Annotated in this window: 12 protein-coding genes; 7 read left to right on the forward strand and 5 right to left on the reverse strand. The window is 73.3% G+C overall.

From position 1 onward, the window contains the following. The first annotated feature begins 14 nt into the window (after positions 1 to 14). Positions 15 to 938: a serine hydrolase gene (locus tag Srubr_RS36320; protein ID WP_189995669.1), complete on the forward strand. Its 924-nt coding sequence runs from the start codon at positions 15 to 17 to the stop codon at positions 936 to 938. Between the two features lie 53 nt (positions 939 to 991). Beyond that, positions 992 to 2,017 (forward strand): esterase-like activity of phytase family protein, encoded by a 1,026-nt coding sequence (locus Srubr_RS36325; protein WP_189995667.1) that lies wholly within the window; start codon positions 992 to 994, stop codon positions 2,015 to 2,017. On the opposite strand, the gene Srubr_RS36330 is transcribed toward Srubr_RS36325, so the two are convergent. Both Srubr_RS36330 and Srubr_RS36335 read right to left on the reverse strand, forming a co-directional pair. After that, positions 1,953 to 2,477, reverse strand: coding sequence for a MarR family winged helix-turn-helix transcriptional regulator (locus tag Srubr_RS36330; protein WP_189995665.1), 525 nt, complete (start codon positions 2,475 to 2,477; stop codon positions 1,953 to 1,955). The genes Srubr_RS36325 and Srubr_RS36330 overlap by 65 nt on opposite strands. Next, on the reverse strand, positions 2,477 to 3,709 hold the full coding sequence (locus Srubr_RS36335; protein WP_189995663.1) for an MFS transporter: 1,233 nt from the start codon (positions 3,707 to 3,709) through the stop codon (positions 2,477 to 2,479). The genes Srubr_RS36330 and Srubr_RS36335 overlap by 1 nt, the downstream gene beginning before the upstream one ends. Before the next feature lie 155 nt (positions 3,710 to 3,864). On the opposite strand from Srubr_RS36335, the gene Srubr_RS36340 reads away from it, so the two are divergent. The 4 genes from Srubr_RS36340 (at position 3,865) to Srubr_RS36355 (ending at position 10,272) form a co-directional block, all read left to right on the forward strand. Further along, positions 3,865 to 4,344, forward strand: a complete 480-nt coding sequence (locus tag Srubr_RS36340; protein WP_229926694.1) for a MarR family winged helix-turn-helix transcriptional regulator — start codon at positions 3,865 to 3,867, stop codon at positions 4,342 to 4,344. Between the two features lie 182 nt (positions 4,345 to 4,526). Beyond that, the gene (locus Srubr_RS36345) at positions 4,527 to 8,246 is read left to right on the forward strand and encodes an ABC transporter ATP-binding protein (protein ID WP_189995660.1); all 3,720 of its coding nucleotides are present in this window, start codon (positions 4,527 to 4,529) and stop codon (positions 8,244 to 8,246) included. Between the two features lie 109 nt (positions 8,247 to 8,355). Next, positions 8,356 to 8,745, forward strand: coding sequence for a hypothetical protein (locus tag Srubr_RS36350; protein ID WP_189996011.1), 390 nt, complete (start codon positions 8,356 to 8,358; stop codon positions 8,743 to 8,745). 105 nt (positions 8,746 to 8,850) lie between these two features. Beyond that, positions 8,851 to 10,272 carry a S28 family serine protease gene (locus Srubr_RS36355; RefSeq protein ID WP_189995658.1) on the forward strand — a complete coding sequence of 474 codons (1,422 nt, stop codon included), beginning with the start codon at positions 8,851 to 8,853 and terminating at the stop codon, positions 10,270 to 10,272. On the opposite strand, the gene Srubr_RS36360 is transcribed toward Srubr_RS36355, so the two are convergent. After that, on the reverse strand, positions 10,269 to 12,122 hold the full coding sequence (locus Srubr_RS36360; protein ID WP_229926693.1) for a glycoside hydrolase family 3 protein: 1,854 nt from the start codon (positions 12,120 to 12,122) through the stop codon (positions 10,269 to 10,271). The genes Srubr_RS36355 and Srubr_RS36360 overlap by 4 nt on opposite strands. A gap of 152 nt (positions 12,123 to 12,274) precedes the next feature. Between Srubr_RS36360 and Srubr_RS36365 the strand changes: the two genes are divergently transcribed. Next, on the forward strand, positions 12,275 to 12,868 hold the full coding sequence (locus Srubr_RS36365; RefSeq protein WP_189995654.1) for an alpha/beta hydrolase: 594 nt from the start codon (positions 12,275 to 12,277) through the stop codon (positions 12,866 to 12,868). Here the strand turns inward: Srubr_RS36365 and Srubr_RS36370 are convergent. After that, on the reverse strand, positions 12,846 to 14,093 hold the full coding sequence (locus tag Srubr_RS36370) for an MFS transporter (RefSeq protein ID WP_189995646.1): 1,248 nt from the start codon (positions 14,091 to 14,093) through the stop codon (positions 12,846 to 12,848). The two genes, Srubr_RS36365 and Srubr_RS36370, sit on opposite strands and share 23 nt — an antisense overlap. A gap of 87 nt (positions 14,094 to 14,180) precedes the next feature. Further along, the gene (locus tag Srubr_RS36375; RefSeq protein ID WP_189995644.1) at positions 14,181 to 14,981 is read right to left on the reverse strand and encodes a sugar phosphate isomerase/epimerase family protein; all 801 of its coding nucleotides are present in this window, start codon (positions 14,979 to 14,981) and stop codon (positions 14,181 to 14,183) included. Positions 14,982 to 15,234 lie beyond the last annotated feature (253 nt).

The following is a 15,234-nucleotide window of genomic DNA, read 5'->3' on the forward strand; positions in this document are numbered from 1 at the left end:
AAGGGGACTTTTCCATGACTCACCGGACCACCGGCCGGGCCGGCGCGCTCGCGGCCGTCGTCAGTGCCGCGCTGCTCATACCCGCCGTCACCGCCGCCACCCCGGCCGCCGCCGCCACCCCGGCCGTGACCTGTACGTCGGCCAAGGCGGGCCTCGCCGCCAAGCTGAAGAAGGACATCACGGCCGCCCTCGCGGGCCGCAAGGGCACCGTCGCCGTCGGCCTCTACGACCGCAGCACCAAGACCACCTGCACCCTGCGGGCCACCAGCGCCTACGACTCGGCCAGCACCGTCAAGGTCACCGTGCTCGCCACGCTGCTGTGGGACGCCAAGAAGCACAACCGGTACCTGACGAGCACCGAGCAGTCGCTCGCCAAGGCCATGATCACCAAGTCCGACAACAACGCGACCAGCAAGCTCTGGAAGCAGCTCGGCATGACGAAGATCAAGGGCTTTCTCAAGGCCGCCGGCATGACCAAGACCGTGCCGGGCACGGGCGGTTACTGGGGCCTGACCCAGGAGAACGTCAACGACGAGCAGAAGCTGCTCCAGCTCGTCACCGCCAAGAACAACGTGCTGAGCGACAACTCCCGCGAGTACATCCTGAAGCTGATGGGGCAGGTCGTCTCCTCGCAGCGCTGGGGCACCCCGGCCGGCGCCCCGTCCTCCGTCTCCGTGCACGTCAAGAACGGCTGGCTGCAGCGCTCCACGCACGGCTGGCGCGTGCACAGCCTGGGCACCTTCAAGGGCGCCGGTCACGACTACATGATCACCGTGCTGACCCAGGACAACAGCACGATGAACTACGGCGTGACCACCATCCAGAACGTCGCCAAGGTCATCCACAAGGACCTGGTGCCGGTCAAGTCCGGTGTCGCCCGCTTCACCCCGACCAGCGAGCCGCGCGAGGCGTTCGTCGCCGTCCCGCCGCAGGGCTGACCCTTCACGGGGCGGCTTCCCGTACGTCACCGGCCGGCCCTACGGTGACGGCCATGCGCCTGAGAACCGTATGCGCCGGCCTCGCCGCCGGCCTGGCGGCGGTCACCTCGCTGACCGCCGCCGGACCCGCCGCCGCCAACTCGCCGGGAAACCACGCCTGTTCCCCGTACGCCGTCCTCGACCGCTTCTCCGACGCGCTCGACAAGACGACGTACGAGGGCACGTACACCGGCAACCTCTCCGCCCTCGCCGTGGACCGGGACGGCTCCCTCGCGGCCCTGGGGGACCGCTCGTCGCTGTTCCGGCTGGACGCCCGTACCCTCCGGCCCGAGGGGGTTGTCCGCCTCGCCGACGAGAAGGGTGCCGACCTCGACTCCGAGGGCCTGGTCGTCGACCGCGACGGGACCCGGCTGGTCTCCTCCGAGACCGAGCCGTCCGTCCGCCGCTACGGCCCCGACGGCCGCCTCCTCGACCGGCTCCCGGTGCCCGCCGCCCTCCAGGTCGCCCCGGCCGGCCGGGCCACCGCCAACCAGACCTTCGAGGGCCTGACCCTGCTGCCCGGCGGCCGTACCCTGCTGGCCTCCATGGAGTACGCGACAGCGGGCGACTCCGCCGGGATCGTCCGCTTTCAGACCTGGCAGCGCCACCGGGGCCGCTTCACGCCCGCCGCCCAGTACGCCTACCGCACCGACCCCGGCCTCGGCGTCCCCGAGGTCCAGGCCACCCCCGACGGCCGCCTCCTCGTCCTGGAGCGCGGCTTCACCGCGGGCGTCGGCAACACCGTCCGCCTCTACCTCGCCGACCCCCGCCACGCCACGGACACGGCCGGCGTCGGGAACCTCACGGGCCAGAGTTCCGTCCGGCTGGTGCGGAAGACCCTGCTCGCCGACATCGCGGCCTGCCCGTCCCTCGGTGCCACGGCCAGACAGCCCCAGCCCAACCCCCTCCTGGACAACATCGAGGGCATGACGGTCACCGGCCGCGACACCAAGGGCCGCCTGAAGGTCCTCCTGGTCAGCGACGACAACCAGAACCCGGCCCAGACGACACGCTTCTACCACCTGCGGGTACGGGTCTGACGGGTCCCACCGCGGCCTGGCGCGGTACGCGGGCGAGGGCGTCGTCGGCAGGCCGTGCGCCCTCGGCGGCGAAGGCTCCGGCCAGTGCGGCCGTGCCGGCCGGGCCCACCCGGCCGAACAACTCGTCGCCGGCGATGGTGAGTTCCACCTCCAGCGCGCGCCGGTCGGTGGCACTCGGCCGCCGGGCGATCAGTTCCCGCCGCTCCAGCCGGGTGATCAGCCGGGTGGCTCCGCTGTGGCCGAGGCACAGCGCGTCGGCGAAGTCCCGCACCCGTACCGGTTCCCCGCGGTGCGTGTGCAGGTGGTCGAGTGCCCGGTACTCCCGTACCGAGAGCCCGAAGCGGAGCAGTTCCGCGGCGAGGGCCGCTTCCACCCGCGCGCACAGCGCCCGGAGTTCCCGCCAGGCGGAGGCGGACAGTTCGTCATCGGCCGCGGTGCGGCCGGGCGCGCCGGGAGTCATCAGGCCTCCGCGGGGGAGGGGACGGTGTCCTCGGACGTGCCCTCCGCATCGGTCCCGGGGCGGGCCGTGATGTCCCGGTCGCCCGGCCTGCCGTGGGTGTCGAGCCGGCCGGAGTAGGCGGCGATGGCCAGGCCGGTCAGGGAGATGACCGCGGCGACGGGGCCGAGGGTGCTCAGGGAGTGGCCCGCGTCGATGACCCGGCCGCCGATGAAGGAGCCGCCGGCGTTGGCCACGTTGAAGGCGGAGATGTTGAAGGCGCTGGCGACGGCGGGGGCGTCGCCGGCCTTGGCGAGGATGCGCATCTGCAGGGGCGGCACGGTGCCGAACGCGGTGGCGCCGAGCAGCAGGACGCAGACGGCGGCCGCCGTCTTGTCGTGGCTGGCGGTGCCGAAGGCGAACAGGACGGCGCTGAGCGCCAGCAGCACCACGTACACCGTGGGCATCAGACGCCGGTCGGCGGCCTTGCCGGCCACCAGGTTGCCGATGAACAGGCCGGTGCCGAAGAGGACCAGCAGCCAGCTCACGGTGGACTCGGCGAACCCGGTCACGTCGGTGAGCAGGGGCGTGATGTAGGTGAAGAGGGTGAAGACACCGCCGTAGCCGAAGACGGTGACGAGCAGGGCGAGCAGGACCTGGCGCCGCTTGAGGACCCGCATCTCGGCGCGGAAGCTCGGCGGGGCGTCCTGCCGGATGTCGGGCACGAGGGCGGCGATGCCGAGGGTGGCGACGAGGGCGATGGCGGTCACGGCCCAGAAGGTGGAGCGCCAGCCGAGGTGCTGTCCGAGGAAGGTGCCGAGGGGGACACCGAGCACGTTGGCGACGGTGGAGCCGGTGAACACCATGGCGATGGCGCTGGCCTGCTTGTCCTTGGTGACCAGGCCGGTGGCGACGACCGAGGCGATGCCGAAGAAGGCGCCGTGGGCGCAGGCGGTGATGAACCGGGCCGCCATCAGGACACCGTAGGAGGGTGCCACGGCGCACAGCAGGTTCCCGGCGAGGAAGACGCCGCTGAGGATGAGGATCGTCTTCTTGCGGGGCAGCCGTCCGAGGGCCGCGGTGAGGACCGGGGCGCCGACGACGACGCCGAGCGCGTAGCCGGTGACGAGCAGGCCCGCGGAGGTGATGCCGACGTCCAGGTCGTCGGCGACGTCAGGCAGCAGGCCCATGATCACGAACTCTGTCGTACCGATGCCGAACGCGCTTAAGGCGAGCGCGAGGAGAGCGATGGGCATGGGGGTGTCCGTCCTTCTGCGTGCCGAGCAGGGTGGGCGGGCAGTAGTATGTACGTGCATAATGCGCCGATGCAATGGTTGCTTATGCATAAAACGCGGATGCGGCCGATGTACTGTGAGAGGGCCAGCACCGCCCCGAGGAGAAGGAGCCTGGCGTGCCGCTCGCCGGTCAGGTGAATCCCGTCATCGAGCTGCCCACGGTCCTTGAGCAGCGCTGGCAGGCGACGCGCATCCTGATGGCGCGGATCGAGGACGCCTTGGCCAAAGCCCTACAGGCGGCGCACGGCCTGTCGGTCTCCGAGTTCGCGGCCCTGTCCGCGCTCGCGTACTCGGACGACGACGGCCATCTGCGCCAGCAGTTCCTGGCCGACTCCATTCCGCTCAACCAGAGCTCCCTGAGCCGGCTCGTCGGCAGGCTGGAGAAGCTCGGCCTGACCGAGCGGTACCTGTGCCCCCATGACCGGCGGGGCGTCTACACGCAGATCACCGACAAGGGGCGGGCGTGCGTGGCGGAGGCCCGCGTCGTCTACGTCCGGACGCTGGAGGCCGCGCTGGCCGAGGCGGCCCAGGACGAGGACCTCGCCCCGGCCGCCGCATGGCTCGCGAAGGCGGCCGGCCCCGGATCGCGCGCCTGACGCCGATACCCGCATGTGGGCGTTATGCAGTTGCATAAGACGCCTGAGCGGGGAGACCCGTCCCTGTCGCGTTCCGCCGCGAGCGCGGGCCGCGTCGCCCCGGCAATGTTGCGGAGGGATGAAATCCGCATCCCGTCGCGTTGACGCCTTCCGGCAGAGCAGGGCGAACGGAAGGCACCGGCGTGGCAGCGGAACGGGGATGGGCGCGGCGGCTGGCGGGGTACGCCTGGCGGTATCCGAAGGACGTCGTCCTGGCCCTCGGCTCCTCCCTCGCCGGCATGGCGGTGATGGCCGTCGTCCCCCTGATCACCAAGGTGATCATCGACGACGTGATAGGCGACCACAGCCGCGCCATGGCCCCCTGGGCCGGCGCCCTCATAGGCGCCGCCGTCCTCGTCTACGTCCTCACCTACATACGCCGCTACTACGGCGGCCGGCTCGCCCTGGACGTCCAGCACGACCTGCGGACCGAGATGTACGGCACGATCACCCGGCTGGACGGCCGCCGCCAGGACGAGCTGTCCACCGGGCAGGTCGTCGGCCGCGCCACCAGCGACCTCCAGCTGATCCAGGGCCTGCTCTTCATGCTCCCGATGACCATCGGGAACGTCCTGCTCTTCCTGATGTCCCTGGTGATCATGGCGTGGCTGTCGCTGCCGCTCACCCTGATCGCCCTCGCCGTCGCCCCCGCCCTCGGCTGGATCGCCCGGCGCAGCCGCACCCGGCTGCACCCGGCCACCTGGTACGCCCAGGCGCAGGCCGCCGCCGTGGCCGGCGTGGTCGACGGCGCGGTCGGCGGCGTGCGCGTGGTGAAGGGCTTCGGGCAGGAGGAGCAGGAGACCAACAAGCTCCGCGAGGTGGGCCGCCGGCTGTTCGCGGGCCGGCTGCGCACGATCCGCCTGAACAGCCGCTACACCCCGGCCCTCCAGGCCGTCCCCGCGCTCGGCCAGGTCGCCATGCTGGCCCTCGGCGGCTGGCTCGCCGTGCACGGCCACATCACCCTCGGCACCTTCGTGGCCTTCTCCACCTATCTGGCCCAGCTGGTCGGCCCGGTCCGGATGCTCGCCATGGTCCTCACGGTCGGCCAGCAGGCCCGCGCCGGCACCGAGCGCGTGCTGGAGCTGATCGACACCGAGCCGGCCCTGAAGGACGGCACCAAGGAGCTGCCCGCCGACGCGCCCGCGACCGTCGAGTTCGACGACGTGAGCTTCGGCTACGACGACGAGCGGCCGGTCCTGGAGGGGATCAGCTTCGAGATCCGGCCCGGCGAGACCCTCGCCGTCGTCGGCTCCTCGGGCTCCGGCAAGTCCACCCTCTCGCTGCTCCTGCCGCGCTTCTACGACGTCCACCGGGGCGCCGTCCTGATCGGCGGCCACGACGTGCGCGAGCTGACCCTGGACTCGCTGCGGGCCGCGATCGGACTCGTCCCGGAAGATTCGTTCCTCTTCTCCGACACCGTCCGCGCCAACATCGCCTACGGCCGCCCGGACGCCACCGACGAGGAGATCGAGGCCGCCGCCCGCGCCGCCCAGGCGGACCGTTTCATCAGCGAGCTGCCGGACGGCTACGACACCAAGGTCGGCGAACACGGCCTGACCCTCTCCGGCGGCCAGCGCCAGCGCCTCGCGCTCGCCCGCGCCCTGCTCACCGATCCCCGCCTGCTGGTCCTGGACGACGCCACCTCGGCCGTCGACGCCCGCGTGGAGCACGAGATCCACGAGGCGCTGGGCCGGGTGATGCGGGGCCGCACCACCCTGCTCATCGCCCACCGCCGCTCCACCCTGAACCTCGCCGACCGCATCGCCGTCCTGGACGGCGGCCGGCTCGCCGACCTCGGCACCCACGACGAACTCCAGGAGCGCTCGGCCCTCTACCGGCGGCTGCTCACCGACCCGGACGAGCTGGGCGGCGTCTCCCCGGGCCACGCCCGCCCGGCCACGCCCGCCGAGGACACCTCCGTCCGCGACGAGCTGGACGCCGAGTTCGACGCCGAGCGGGGCGTCACCCCCCGGCTGTGGACCGGCGACCGCGAACCGGAGGACCGGGCGCTCGCCGGCTCCCCGGCCACCCCGGAGCTGCTCGCCCAGGTCGAGGCGCTGCCCCCGGCCACCGACACCCCGGACATCGACGAGGGCCGCGCGACGCTGCCCGAGGAGTCCTACGGGCTGCGCCGCCTGCTGCGCGGCTTCTGGCCGCCGCTGCTGGTCAGCCTGGCGCTGGTCGCCGTGGACGCGGGCGCGGGCCTGCTGCTGCCGGTGCTGATCCGGCACGGCATCGACTCCGGCGTGACCCGGATGGCGATCGGCGCGGTGTGGTCGGCCTCCCTGCTCGCCCTGCTGACCGTGCTGGTGCAGTGGGCCGCGCAGATCGCCGAGATCCGGAAGACAGGCCGCACCGGCGAGCGCGTGCTCTACACCCTGCGGCTGAAGATCTTCGCGCAGCTCCAGCGGCTCGGCCTGGACTACTACGAGCGCGAGCTGACCGGCCGCATCATGACGCGGATGACCACGGACGTCGACGCCCTGTCGACCTTCCTCCAGACGGGCCTGGTCACCGCGTTCGTCTCGGTCGTCACCTTCTTCGGCATCATGGTCGCCCTGCTGGTCCTCGACGTGCAGCTCGCCCTGGTCGTCTTCGCCACCCTGCCCCCGCTGGCCGTGGCCACCTTCTTCTTCCGCCGGGCCAGCGTGAAGGCGTACGAACTGGCCCGTGAACGCGTCTCGGCGGTCAACGCCGACCTCCAGGAGACCGTGGCCGGACTGCGGATCGTGCAGGCATTCCGGCGGGAGCGGGACGGCGGCCGGCGGTTCGCCGAGCGCAGCGCCGACTACCGGCGCGCCCGCGTCCACGGCCAGTGGCTGATATCGGTGTACTTCCCGTTCGTGCAGCTGCTGTCGTCGGTCGCGGCGGCGGCCGTGCTGATCGCGGGCGCGGGCCGGGTGGAGGCGGCCACCCTGACCACCGGCGCCCTGGTGGCCTACCTGCTCTACATCGACCTGTTCTTCGCGCCCGTCCAGCAGCTCTCCCAGGTCTTCGACGGCTACCAGCAGGCCACGGTCTCGCTGGGCCGCATCCAGGAGCTGCTGCGCGAGCCGACGTCCACGAAGACCGCGAAGGCCCCGCTGGAGGTGCTCTCGCTGCGCGGCGACATCGCCTTCGAGGGGGTCCGGTTCGCCTACGGCGACGAGGAGGAGGCCCTCACCGGCATCGACCTGACGATCCCGGCCGGGCAGACGGTCGCCTTCGTCGGCGAGACCGGCGCCGGGAAGTCGACCCTGGTCAAGCTGGTCGCGCGGTTCTACGACCCGACCGCCGGGCGGGTCACGGTGGACGGCACGGACCTGCGCGCCCTGGACCTCACCTCGTACCGGCACCGGCTCGGCGTGGTGCCGCAGGAGGCGTACCTCTTCCCGGGCACCGTCCGCGACGCCATCGCCTACGGCCGGCCCGACGCCACCGACGCCGAGGTGGAGGCGGCGGCCCGCGCGGTCGGCGCGCACGAGATGATCGCCCGGCTGCCGGGCGGCTATCTGCACCGGGTGGCCGAGCGCGGCCGGAACCTCTCGGCGGGCCAGCGCCAGCTGATCGCCCTGGCCCGCGCCGAGCTGGTCGACCCGGACGTCCTGCTGCTGGACGAGGCCACGGCCGCCCTGGACCTGGCCACCGAGGCCCAGGTCAACCAGGCCACCGACCGGCTGGCGGGCCGTCGTACCACGCTGGTGGTGGCGCACCGGCTGACCACCGCGGCCCGCGCCGACCGGGTCGTGGTGATGGACCACGGTCGGGTCGCCGAGGACGGCACCCACGAGGAACTGCTGGCCCGCGGCGGCCGGTACGCCGAACTGTGGCGGACCTTCATCGGCCGGTCCGAGCCGGAGGAGCCGGTCGGCGCGGCCCGGTGAGGCCCCCGCCGAATCGTTTGGCTGACGGTCGTGCAACCATCCGGCATACGCGTGCGTCCGTACATCAGTACGGAGACGGGGGAGTGTGACCGGGTACGGGGAGGACGAAGTGGACAGTGGTGCGATACGCCGGCGGCTGGCCCTCGGCGCGGCCGTGCTGGCCGCGTCCGGCGCGCTCGCGCTGACGGCGACCGGGACCGCGCAGGCCGCGTCCGGGGGCTGTGCCGGGCGCGAGGTGCGGACCCTGCCGTTCAAGACCGGCGTCACCCACGTCTACAAGCGCGACGGCTACGTCTGCGCCGTCACCGTTCCGCGCACCCCCGGCCCCGTCCGCAGCATGTCGGTCAGCGTGCAGGCGCGCGGCAACCGGCCGGTCGTCGACGCGGGCCGCTACACCCGCCGGGCCGGCCCGGTGACCGTGCACGCCGGGCACCGCTGCGTATGGATCAAGGGCGCGGTGGGCCGCTCCTCGGTCAGCTCCGGCTGGATCCTGTGCTGACCCGCTGAGCAGGGGCGGCCCGGCGTCCGGACGAACGTCCTCTGGTGGGGCGGCACTTGCTGGGATAGTTTCCGGCGCACATCCGACTCACAGGGGAGAGTGCGCATGCGCAAGGCGCTCCGATGGCTGCTCGCGCTCACGGTGCTGATCGGCACGCTGGGCACGACGGCCGGGGCGGCCACCGCCGCCGGCGATGAGCCCACCGACATCAAGGACCGGCTCCTGTCGATACCCGGCACGAGCCTGATCGAGGAGAAGCCGTACCCCGGCTACCGCTACTTCGTCCTGAACTTCACCCAGCCGGTCGACCACCGCCACCCCGACCGGGGCACCTTCCAGCAGCGGATCACCGTACTGCACAAGGACGTGAGCCGGCCCACCGTCTTCTACACCGGCGGCTACGGCGTCTCCACCAAGCCCTCGCGCCGCGAGCCCACCCAGATCGTGGACGGCAACCAGGTCTCCCTGGAATACCGCTACTTCAGCCCCTCGCGCCCCCAGCCGGCCGACTGGTCCAAGCTCGACATCTGGCAGGCCGCGAGCGACCAGCACCGCGTGTTCCGGGCGCTGAAGGCCGTCTACCCCGCCAACTGGCTGGCCACCGGCGCCTCCAAGGGCGGCATGACGGCCACCTACTACGAGCGGTTCTACCCGGGCGACATGGACGGCGTCGTCGCCTACGTCGCGCCCAACGACGTCGTCGACGACGAGGACTCCGCCTACGACCGCTTCTTCGCCCGCGTCGGCACCGAGGAGTGCCGGGAGAAGCTGACCGCCGTGCAGCGCGAGGCGCTGGTGCGCCGCGAGCGCATGGAGAAGAAGTACGCCGAGTACGCCGCCGACAAGGGCCGCACCTTCGACACCATCGGCGGCCTGGACCGGGCCTACGAGGCGGTCGTCCTGGACTACGCCTGGGGCTTCTGGCAGTACGGCCTGCTGGAGGACTGCGACACGATCCCGGCCGCCACGGCGGACGACGACGCGCTGTGGACCTCGCTCGACACCGTCTCCGGCTTCGACGCCTACACCGACCAGGGACTGGACCCGTACACCCCGTACTACTACCAGGCCGGCACCCAGCTGGGCGCCCCCACCATCCACTTCCCCGGCATCGACCGCGAGCTGATCCGCTACGGCTACCAGCCGCCCCGGAACTACGTGCCCCGTTCCATCCCGATGCGGTTCCAGCCGTGGGCGATGCGGGACGTGGACACCTGGGTGCGGCACCACGCCACGCGCATGATCTTCGTCTACGGCCAGAACGACCCCTGGGGCTCGGAGCGCTTCCGGCCCGGCGCGGGTGCCCGTGACTCCTACGTGTTCACCGCGCCCGGCATGAACCACGGCGCCAACGTGGCCGGTCTGGTCCCGGACGAGAAGAGCCTCGCCACCGCCCGCATCCTGGCCTGGGCGGGCCTGCCGCGGGCCACCGTGGACCGGGCCAAGCCGCTGGCCCGCTATGACGCGCGGCTGGACGTACGGGACGTGGAGCGGGAGCCCGCGCTGCGGCCCCGGGTCGTCGGCTAGTACCTCAGCCCGTGCCCGATCGGGTACAGCTCCCGTGCCGGGTCGTCCGCCCGTCGCACCGGCACCGGGAGCCGCCCGCGCGGTGCCACGCGCCCGGCCAGGACCCGTGCGGCGGCGCGCAGTTCGACGTCCGTCCAGCAGTACGTGGCGAGGCACGCCCGGACGGCGGGCAGCTGCGCGATGTCGTACGGGTTGCGGACCGCCACCACGGCCACCGGTCTGCCGGTGGCCAGCAGGCGGTCGACCAGGGTGCGCTGGGAGCTGCCCGCCGTCACGTTGTACGTGGCCACGACCACCGCGTCCGCGTTCCCGGCGGCGGTGACGGCCTTGTCGACAGTCGCGGCGGAGGGCGCGGTGCCGGTGGACAGGGCGGTCGCGGTGAAGCCCAGTTCGGTGAGGGCGGCGGCCAGCACGCCGGTGGGCGGGCCGGTGGTGCCGGACGGGGAGGCCGGGTCGGCGCCGACGACCAGGACCCGCTGTTCCCGGCGGTGGTCGAAGGGCAGCGTGCCGTCCTCGTTGACCAGCAGGGTGGTGGTGCGCTCGGCCATGCGGTCGGCGGCGGCCAGATGGGCCTTCGTGCCCACCGTGCGGCCGATCCGGTCCGGGCGGGCCCAGGGGTCGTCGAGCACCCCGCGCCGGGCCTTCAGCCGCAGAATGCGCAGGATCGATTCATCGAGCCGGTCCTCGGTCAGCTCGCCGTTGCGTACGGCCGTCAGCACCGCGTTCCACGCCACGTCCAGCGACGGCGGGTTGAGCAGCTGGTCCACGCCCGCCTTCAGCGCCAGCACCGGCACCCGGTCGTCGCCGTACTTGGTGCGCACGCCCTGCATGCCGAGCGAGTCGGTGATCACGACCCCGTCGTAGCCGAGCTCCTCGCGCAGGATGCCGGTCAGCACCGGCCGGGACAGGGTGGCCGGGTCGCCGGAGCCGTCCAGGGCCGGGAACTGGATGTGCCCGGTCATGACCGAGTCGACGCCCGCCCGGATCGCCGCCCGGAACGGCACGGCGTCCAGCCGCTCCCACAGCTCCCGGCTGTGCGTGATGACCGGGAAGCCGTAGTGGCTGTCCACGGAGGTGTCCCCGTGCCCCGGGAAGTGCTTGGCGCTCGTCGCCACCCCGGCCGACTGATAGCCCCTCACCTCGGCGGCGACCAGCGCGGCGACCGCGTCCGGGTCGGCGCCGAAGGAGCGCACCCCGATGACCGGGTTGGCCGGGTTGACGTTCACGTCGGCGTCGGGGGCGTAGTCCTGGTGGACGCCCATCGCGCGCAGTTCGGCGCCGGAGATCCGGCCGAGGGTCCGCGCGTCGGAGCGGGAGCGGCCCGCGCCGATCGCCATCGCGCCGGGCAGCAGGGTGGCGGGCCTGCCGATCCGGCACACCGCGCCGTGCTCCTGGTCGGTGGCGATGAGCACGGGCAGCCCGCGCGGCTGGTCCAGCGAAACCCGCTGGATGCCGTCGGACAGGGCGGCGATCTGCCGCGGGTCGCGGGTGTTGTGCGCCCAGGCGAAGTAGATGACGCCGCCGACCCGGTACTTCGCGATCAGCTCGGCGGCGGTGCGGACGCCGAGTTCCTTCTGGTTGAGGTCGATGTCGGCCTGGTCGGGGTCGGTGGCGGAGTGGCCGTAGACCCGCGTCACGAACAGCTGGCCGACCTTCTCCTCCAGCGTCATGCGGGAGATCAGGGCACGCAGCCGGCGGTCGCCGTCTTCGGTGGCGTCGGCGGTCGCCGGGACGGTGAGCGCGGCGGTGAGGCCCGCGGTCGCGGCGAGAACGGCGCGCCGGGACGGCCGTGCGGTGTCTCTTCGTGTGCTTCCCGTACCGGTGTCGCTTCCCGTGCTGGTGTCGGGCACGTGCGCTCCTTCCAGAGGAGAACCGCTGAAGGAAACTTCCGAGGAGTCACCAATATCCGGGAAGTTTCTTTCCGTCAAGGGACTGCACAGTAACCTGGCACGCGCCGGCATGCACTGGACCAGGGCAGTTGGCGGAGGTGATGATCGGCGCCATGACAACCCCGCGCTCCTATGTGATCCTGCACGGCTGGCAGAACCACCGTCCGAAGGCCCACTGGCAGCACTGGCTCGCCGACCGCCTCACCGCGCTCGGCCACCACGTCACCTACCCGGGCCTGCCCGACCCCGACGACCCCGACCTGGAAGTCTGGCTCGGTGAACTGGCCCGGCACCTGGAGGAGTCCGAGGGCACCGGGGAGCTGGTCGTGGTGGCCCACAGCGCCTCCGCCCTGCTGTGGCTGCACGCCGCCGCCCGGGGCATGCGCCAACTGGACCGCGCCGGCCGGGTGCTGCTCGTCGCCCCGCCGTCCGGGTCCGTCCTCGCCCGGCACCCGGAGGTGACCGCCTTCGCCCCGCCCCCGCTCGACTTCACCCTGCCCGGCCCGGCCCGCCTGGTCGCGGGCGACGACGACCCGTACTGCCCCGAGGGCGCGGCCACGCTCTTCGCCGAGCCGCTCGGCATCCCCGCCGACATCCTCCCGGGCGCCGCCCACCTCGACCTGGACGCCGGCTACGGCCCCTGGCCGGCCGTCCTGGACTGGTGCCTGAACGAAACGGTGCCGCTCACGGCACGGCCGGCTCGGTAGCGGGGGTCTTCCGGTCGCGCAGTTCGGGGGTGGTCGTGGCGACCGCGGCCACCGCCAGGACGCACAGCGCCCCGCCGGCCACCAGCGCGGTCACGCCGGAGGTCCAGCCGGCCACCAGGCCGCCGCGCACGTTGCCCAGGCTGGGGCCCGCCTGGCCGACGATCTGCTCGGCCGCGGTGACCCGGCCGAGCAGCGCGTCCGGGGTACGGGTCTGCACGATCGTGGACCGGGAGACCACCGCCACGGCGTCCGCCGCCCCGGCCAGCACCAGCAGCGCCAGGCCCAGCCAGGGACTGGTGGACAGCCCGAACAGGACCAGGGCCGCGCCCCAACCGGCGGACGCGCACAGCATCACCGAGCCCGGCCGGGCGAGCCGGGTCAGCGGGCCGGACAGCGCGGTCGCCGCGACCCCGCCCACCGCCAGCGCCGACAGGAACAGCCCGAGGGTGCGCGGCTCGTCACCGAACCGCTCGGCGTTGACCAGCGGGAACAGGCTCACCGGGAACGACAGCACGGTGGCGGCCAGGTCGGTGATCAGCGCGCCGCGCACCACCCGGTGCCCGGCCAGGAACCGCAGCCCGTCCAGCGCGCCGCGCAGCCCCGGCCGGGCGGGCGTCCCCTCGGGCGGCAGCGGGGGCAGCCCGAAGGCGCCGTAGAAGGCGAGGCCGAAGCTCAGGGCGTCCAGCAGGTAGCACACGCCGATGCCGAACCAGCCGAGCAGCACCCCGGCCAGCGCGGGCCCGAGCAGCATCATCGACTGCGAGGTGACCTGTTGCAGCGCGAGCCCGGCGGCCACCTGGTCCTTGGGCAGCAGGCGGGGCAGGAACACCCCGGCGGCCGGGGCGCCGAGCGCGCCGAACGCCGACTGCGCCGCGACCAGCAGCAGCACCCCGGCCACCGGGACGTGCCCGGTGAAGCCCTGCACCGCGAGCGCGAGGGAGCAGACCGCCTGCCCGACGGTGGCCGCGAGGTACACCCGCCGCCGGTCGGCCCGGTCCGCCCAGGCTCCGGCGAACAGCCCGAACCCCACCAGCGGCAGCGCCTGCGCGAGCCCGACGGCGCCGGTCCAGGCGGTGCTGTGGGTCCGGTCCCACACCTGGTACATGACCGTCACCATGGTCATGAACCCGCCGAGCACGGACACGGTCCGCCCGATCAGCAGCCGCCGGAAGACGGGCGAGGTGCGCAGCGGGCGGAGGTCGAGGAGGGAGCCGGCGAGGCTCATGAGCGGGGGCGGGCGCGGGGCCCGGGCGGCGGTGTCACCGGGCGAGGGTAGCCGCGGCCCCCGGCACCCGCCAGCGAATATCCGCGCTCAGGCGGCTTCCCCCAGCAGCCGCGCCAGGTACTCCCGCCCGTCGCCCAGCAGCCCGGCGAGCGGCGCCGCCTCCTCGTACCAGCGCTTCTCGTACTCCCAGCACAGCCAGCCGTCCCAGTCCCGCCGGGTGAGCACGTCCACGCACTCGGCGAGCGGCAGCGCCCCGGCGCCGAGCGGCAGCGGGGTGGTGTCCCCGGCCGAGGCCACGTCCTTGACCTGGACGTAGCCGAGGTGCGGGGCGAGGGCCGCGTGGCTGTCGGCCGGCTGCTCGCCGCCCAGCCAGGTGTGCAGCACGTCCCACAGCGCGCCCACGTGCCGGTGCCCGACCGGGCCGAGGATACGGATCGCGTCGGCGCCGGTGCGGTGCGAGTCGTGCGTCTCCAGCAGAATCCGGACGCCGAGCGCGGCGGCGTCCTCGGCGGCGGCACCGAGCCGGCGCGCGGCGATCGCGTCCGCCTCCGCGCGGGGCAGGTCCGCGCCGGCGCCGGGGAAGACCCGTACGAAGGGCGCGCCCAGGTCGTGGGCCAGCCGCAGCAGCTCCCGGATCTCCGCCAGTACGGGTCCGTCCTCGCCCGCCGCGGCTACTCGGGCGTACCCGGCCAGCCCCACCACCTCCACCCCGGCGGACCGGAACAGGGCGGCGGCCCCGGCGCGTTCGGCGGGGGTCAGGTCCGCACGCACCGGTTCCTCCGGGTGGGCCCGCAGCTCGACCCCGTGGTAGCCGTGCGCGGTCGCGAGTGAGAGGACGTCCGGGAGGGGCAGCCCGGGGACACCGAGAGTGGAGAACGCCAGCTTCATGAGACCGCTGCGTACCCGTTGCCTACGGGGCTCATGCACCGGGCGCCCGGACGGCCCCTCGTACCGTCAGCCTACGGGGCTCACGCACCGGCCTCGGGAGGTACGCGGCGCTCAGGCGTCCTCCGTACTACCGTCCACCTACGGGAGCCATGCACCGCCCTCACGACGTACGCGGCACCCAGGCGGCCCCCCGCGCCACCACCCACGCGGGTCGTGCACCGGCCCCGGGCCGAGACCACGCGGGTCACGCACC

This window comes from Streptomyces rubradiris (genome assembly GCF_016860525.1).
Lineage (GTDB): Bacteria > Actinomycetota > Actinomycetes > Streptomycetales > Streptomycetaceae > Streptomyces > Streptomyces rubradiris.

What these genes read in the sequence shown, in the direction of transcription:
- Srubr_RS36355 (WP_189995658.1), top strand. Translation starts at nt 8,851, where the DNA reads ATGCGCAAGGCGCTCCGATGGCTGCTCGCGCTCACGGTGCTGATCGGC.
- Srubr_RS36375 (WP_189995644.1), bottom strand. Translation starts at nt 14,981, where the DNA reads ATGAAGCTGGCGTTCTCCACTCTCGGTGTCCCCGGGCTGCCCCTCCCG.
- Srubr_RS36320 (WP_189995669.1), top strand. Translation starts at nt 15, where the DNA reads ATGACTCACCGGACCACCGGCCGGGCCGGCGCGCTCGCGGCCGTCGTC.
- Srubr_RS36330 (WP_189995665.1), bottom strand. Translation starts at nt 2,477, where the DNA reads ATGACTCCCGGCGCGCCCGGCCGCACCGCGGCCGATGACGAACTGTCC.
- Srubr_RS36325 (WP_189995667.1), top strand. Translation starts at nt 992, where the DNA reads ATGCGCCTGAGAACCGTATGCGCCGGCCTCGCCGCCGGCCTGGCGGCG.
- Srubr_RS36335 (WP_189995663.1), bottom strand. Translation starts at nt 3,709, where the DNA reads ATGCCCATCGCTCTCCTCGCGCTCGCCTTAAGCGCGTTCGGCATCGGT.
- Srubr_RS36365 (WP_189995654.1), top strand. Translation starts at nt 12,275, where the DNA reads ATGACAACCCCGCGCTCCTATGTGATCCTGCACGGCTGGCAGAACCAC.
- Srubr_RS36370 (WP_189995646.1), bottom strand. Translation starts at nt 14,093, where the DNA reads ATGAGCCTCGCCGGCTCCCTCCTCGACCTCCGCCCGCTGCGCACCTCG.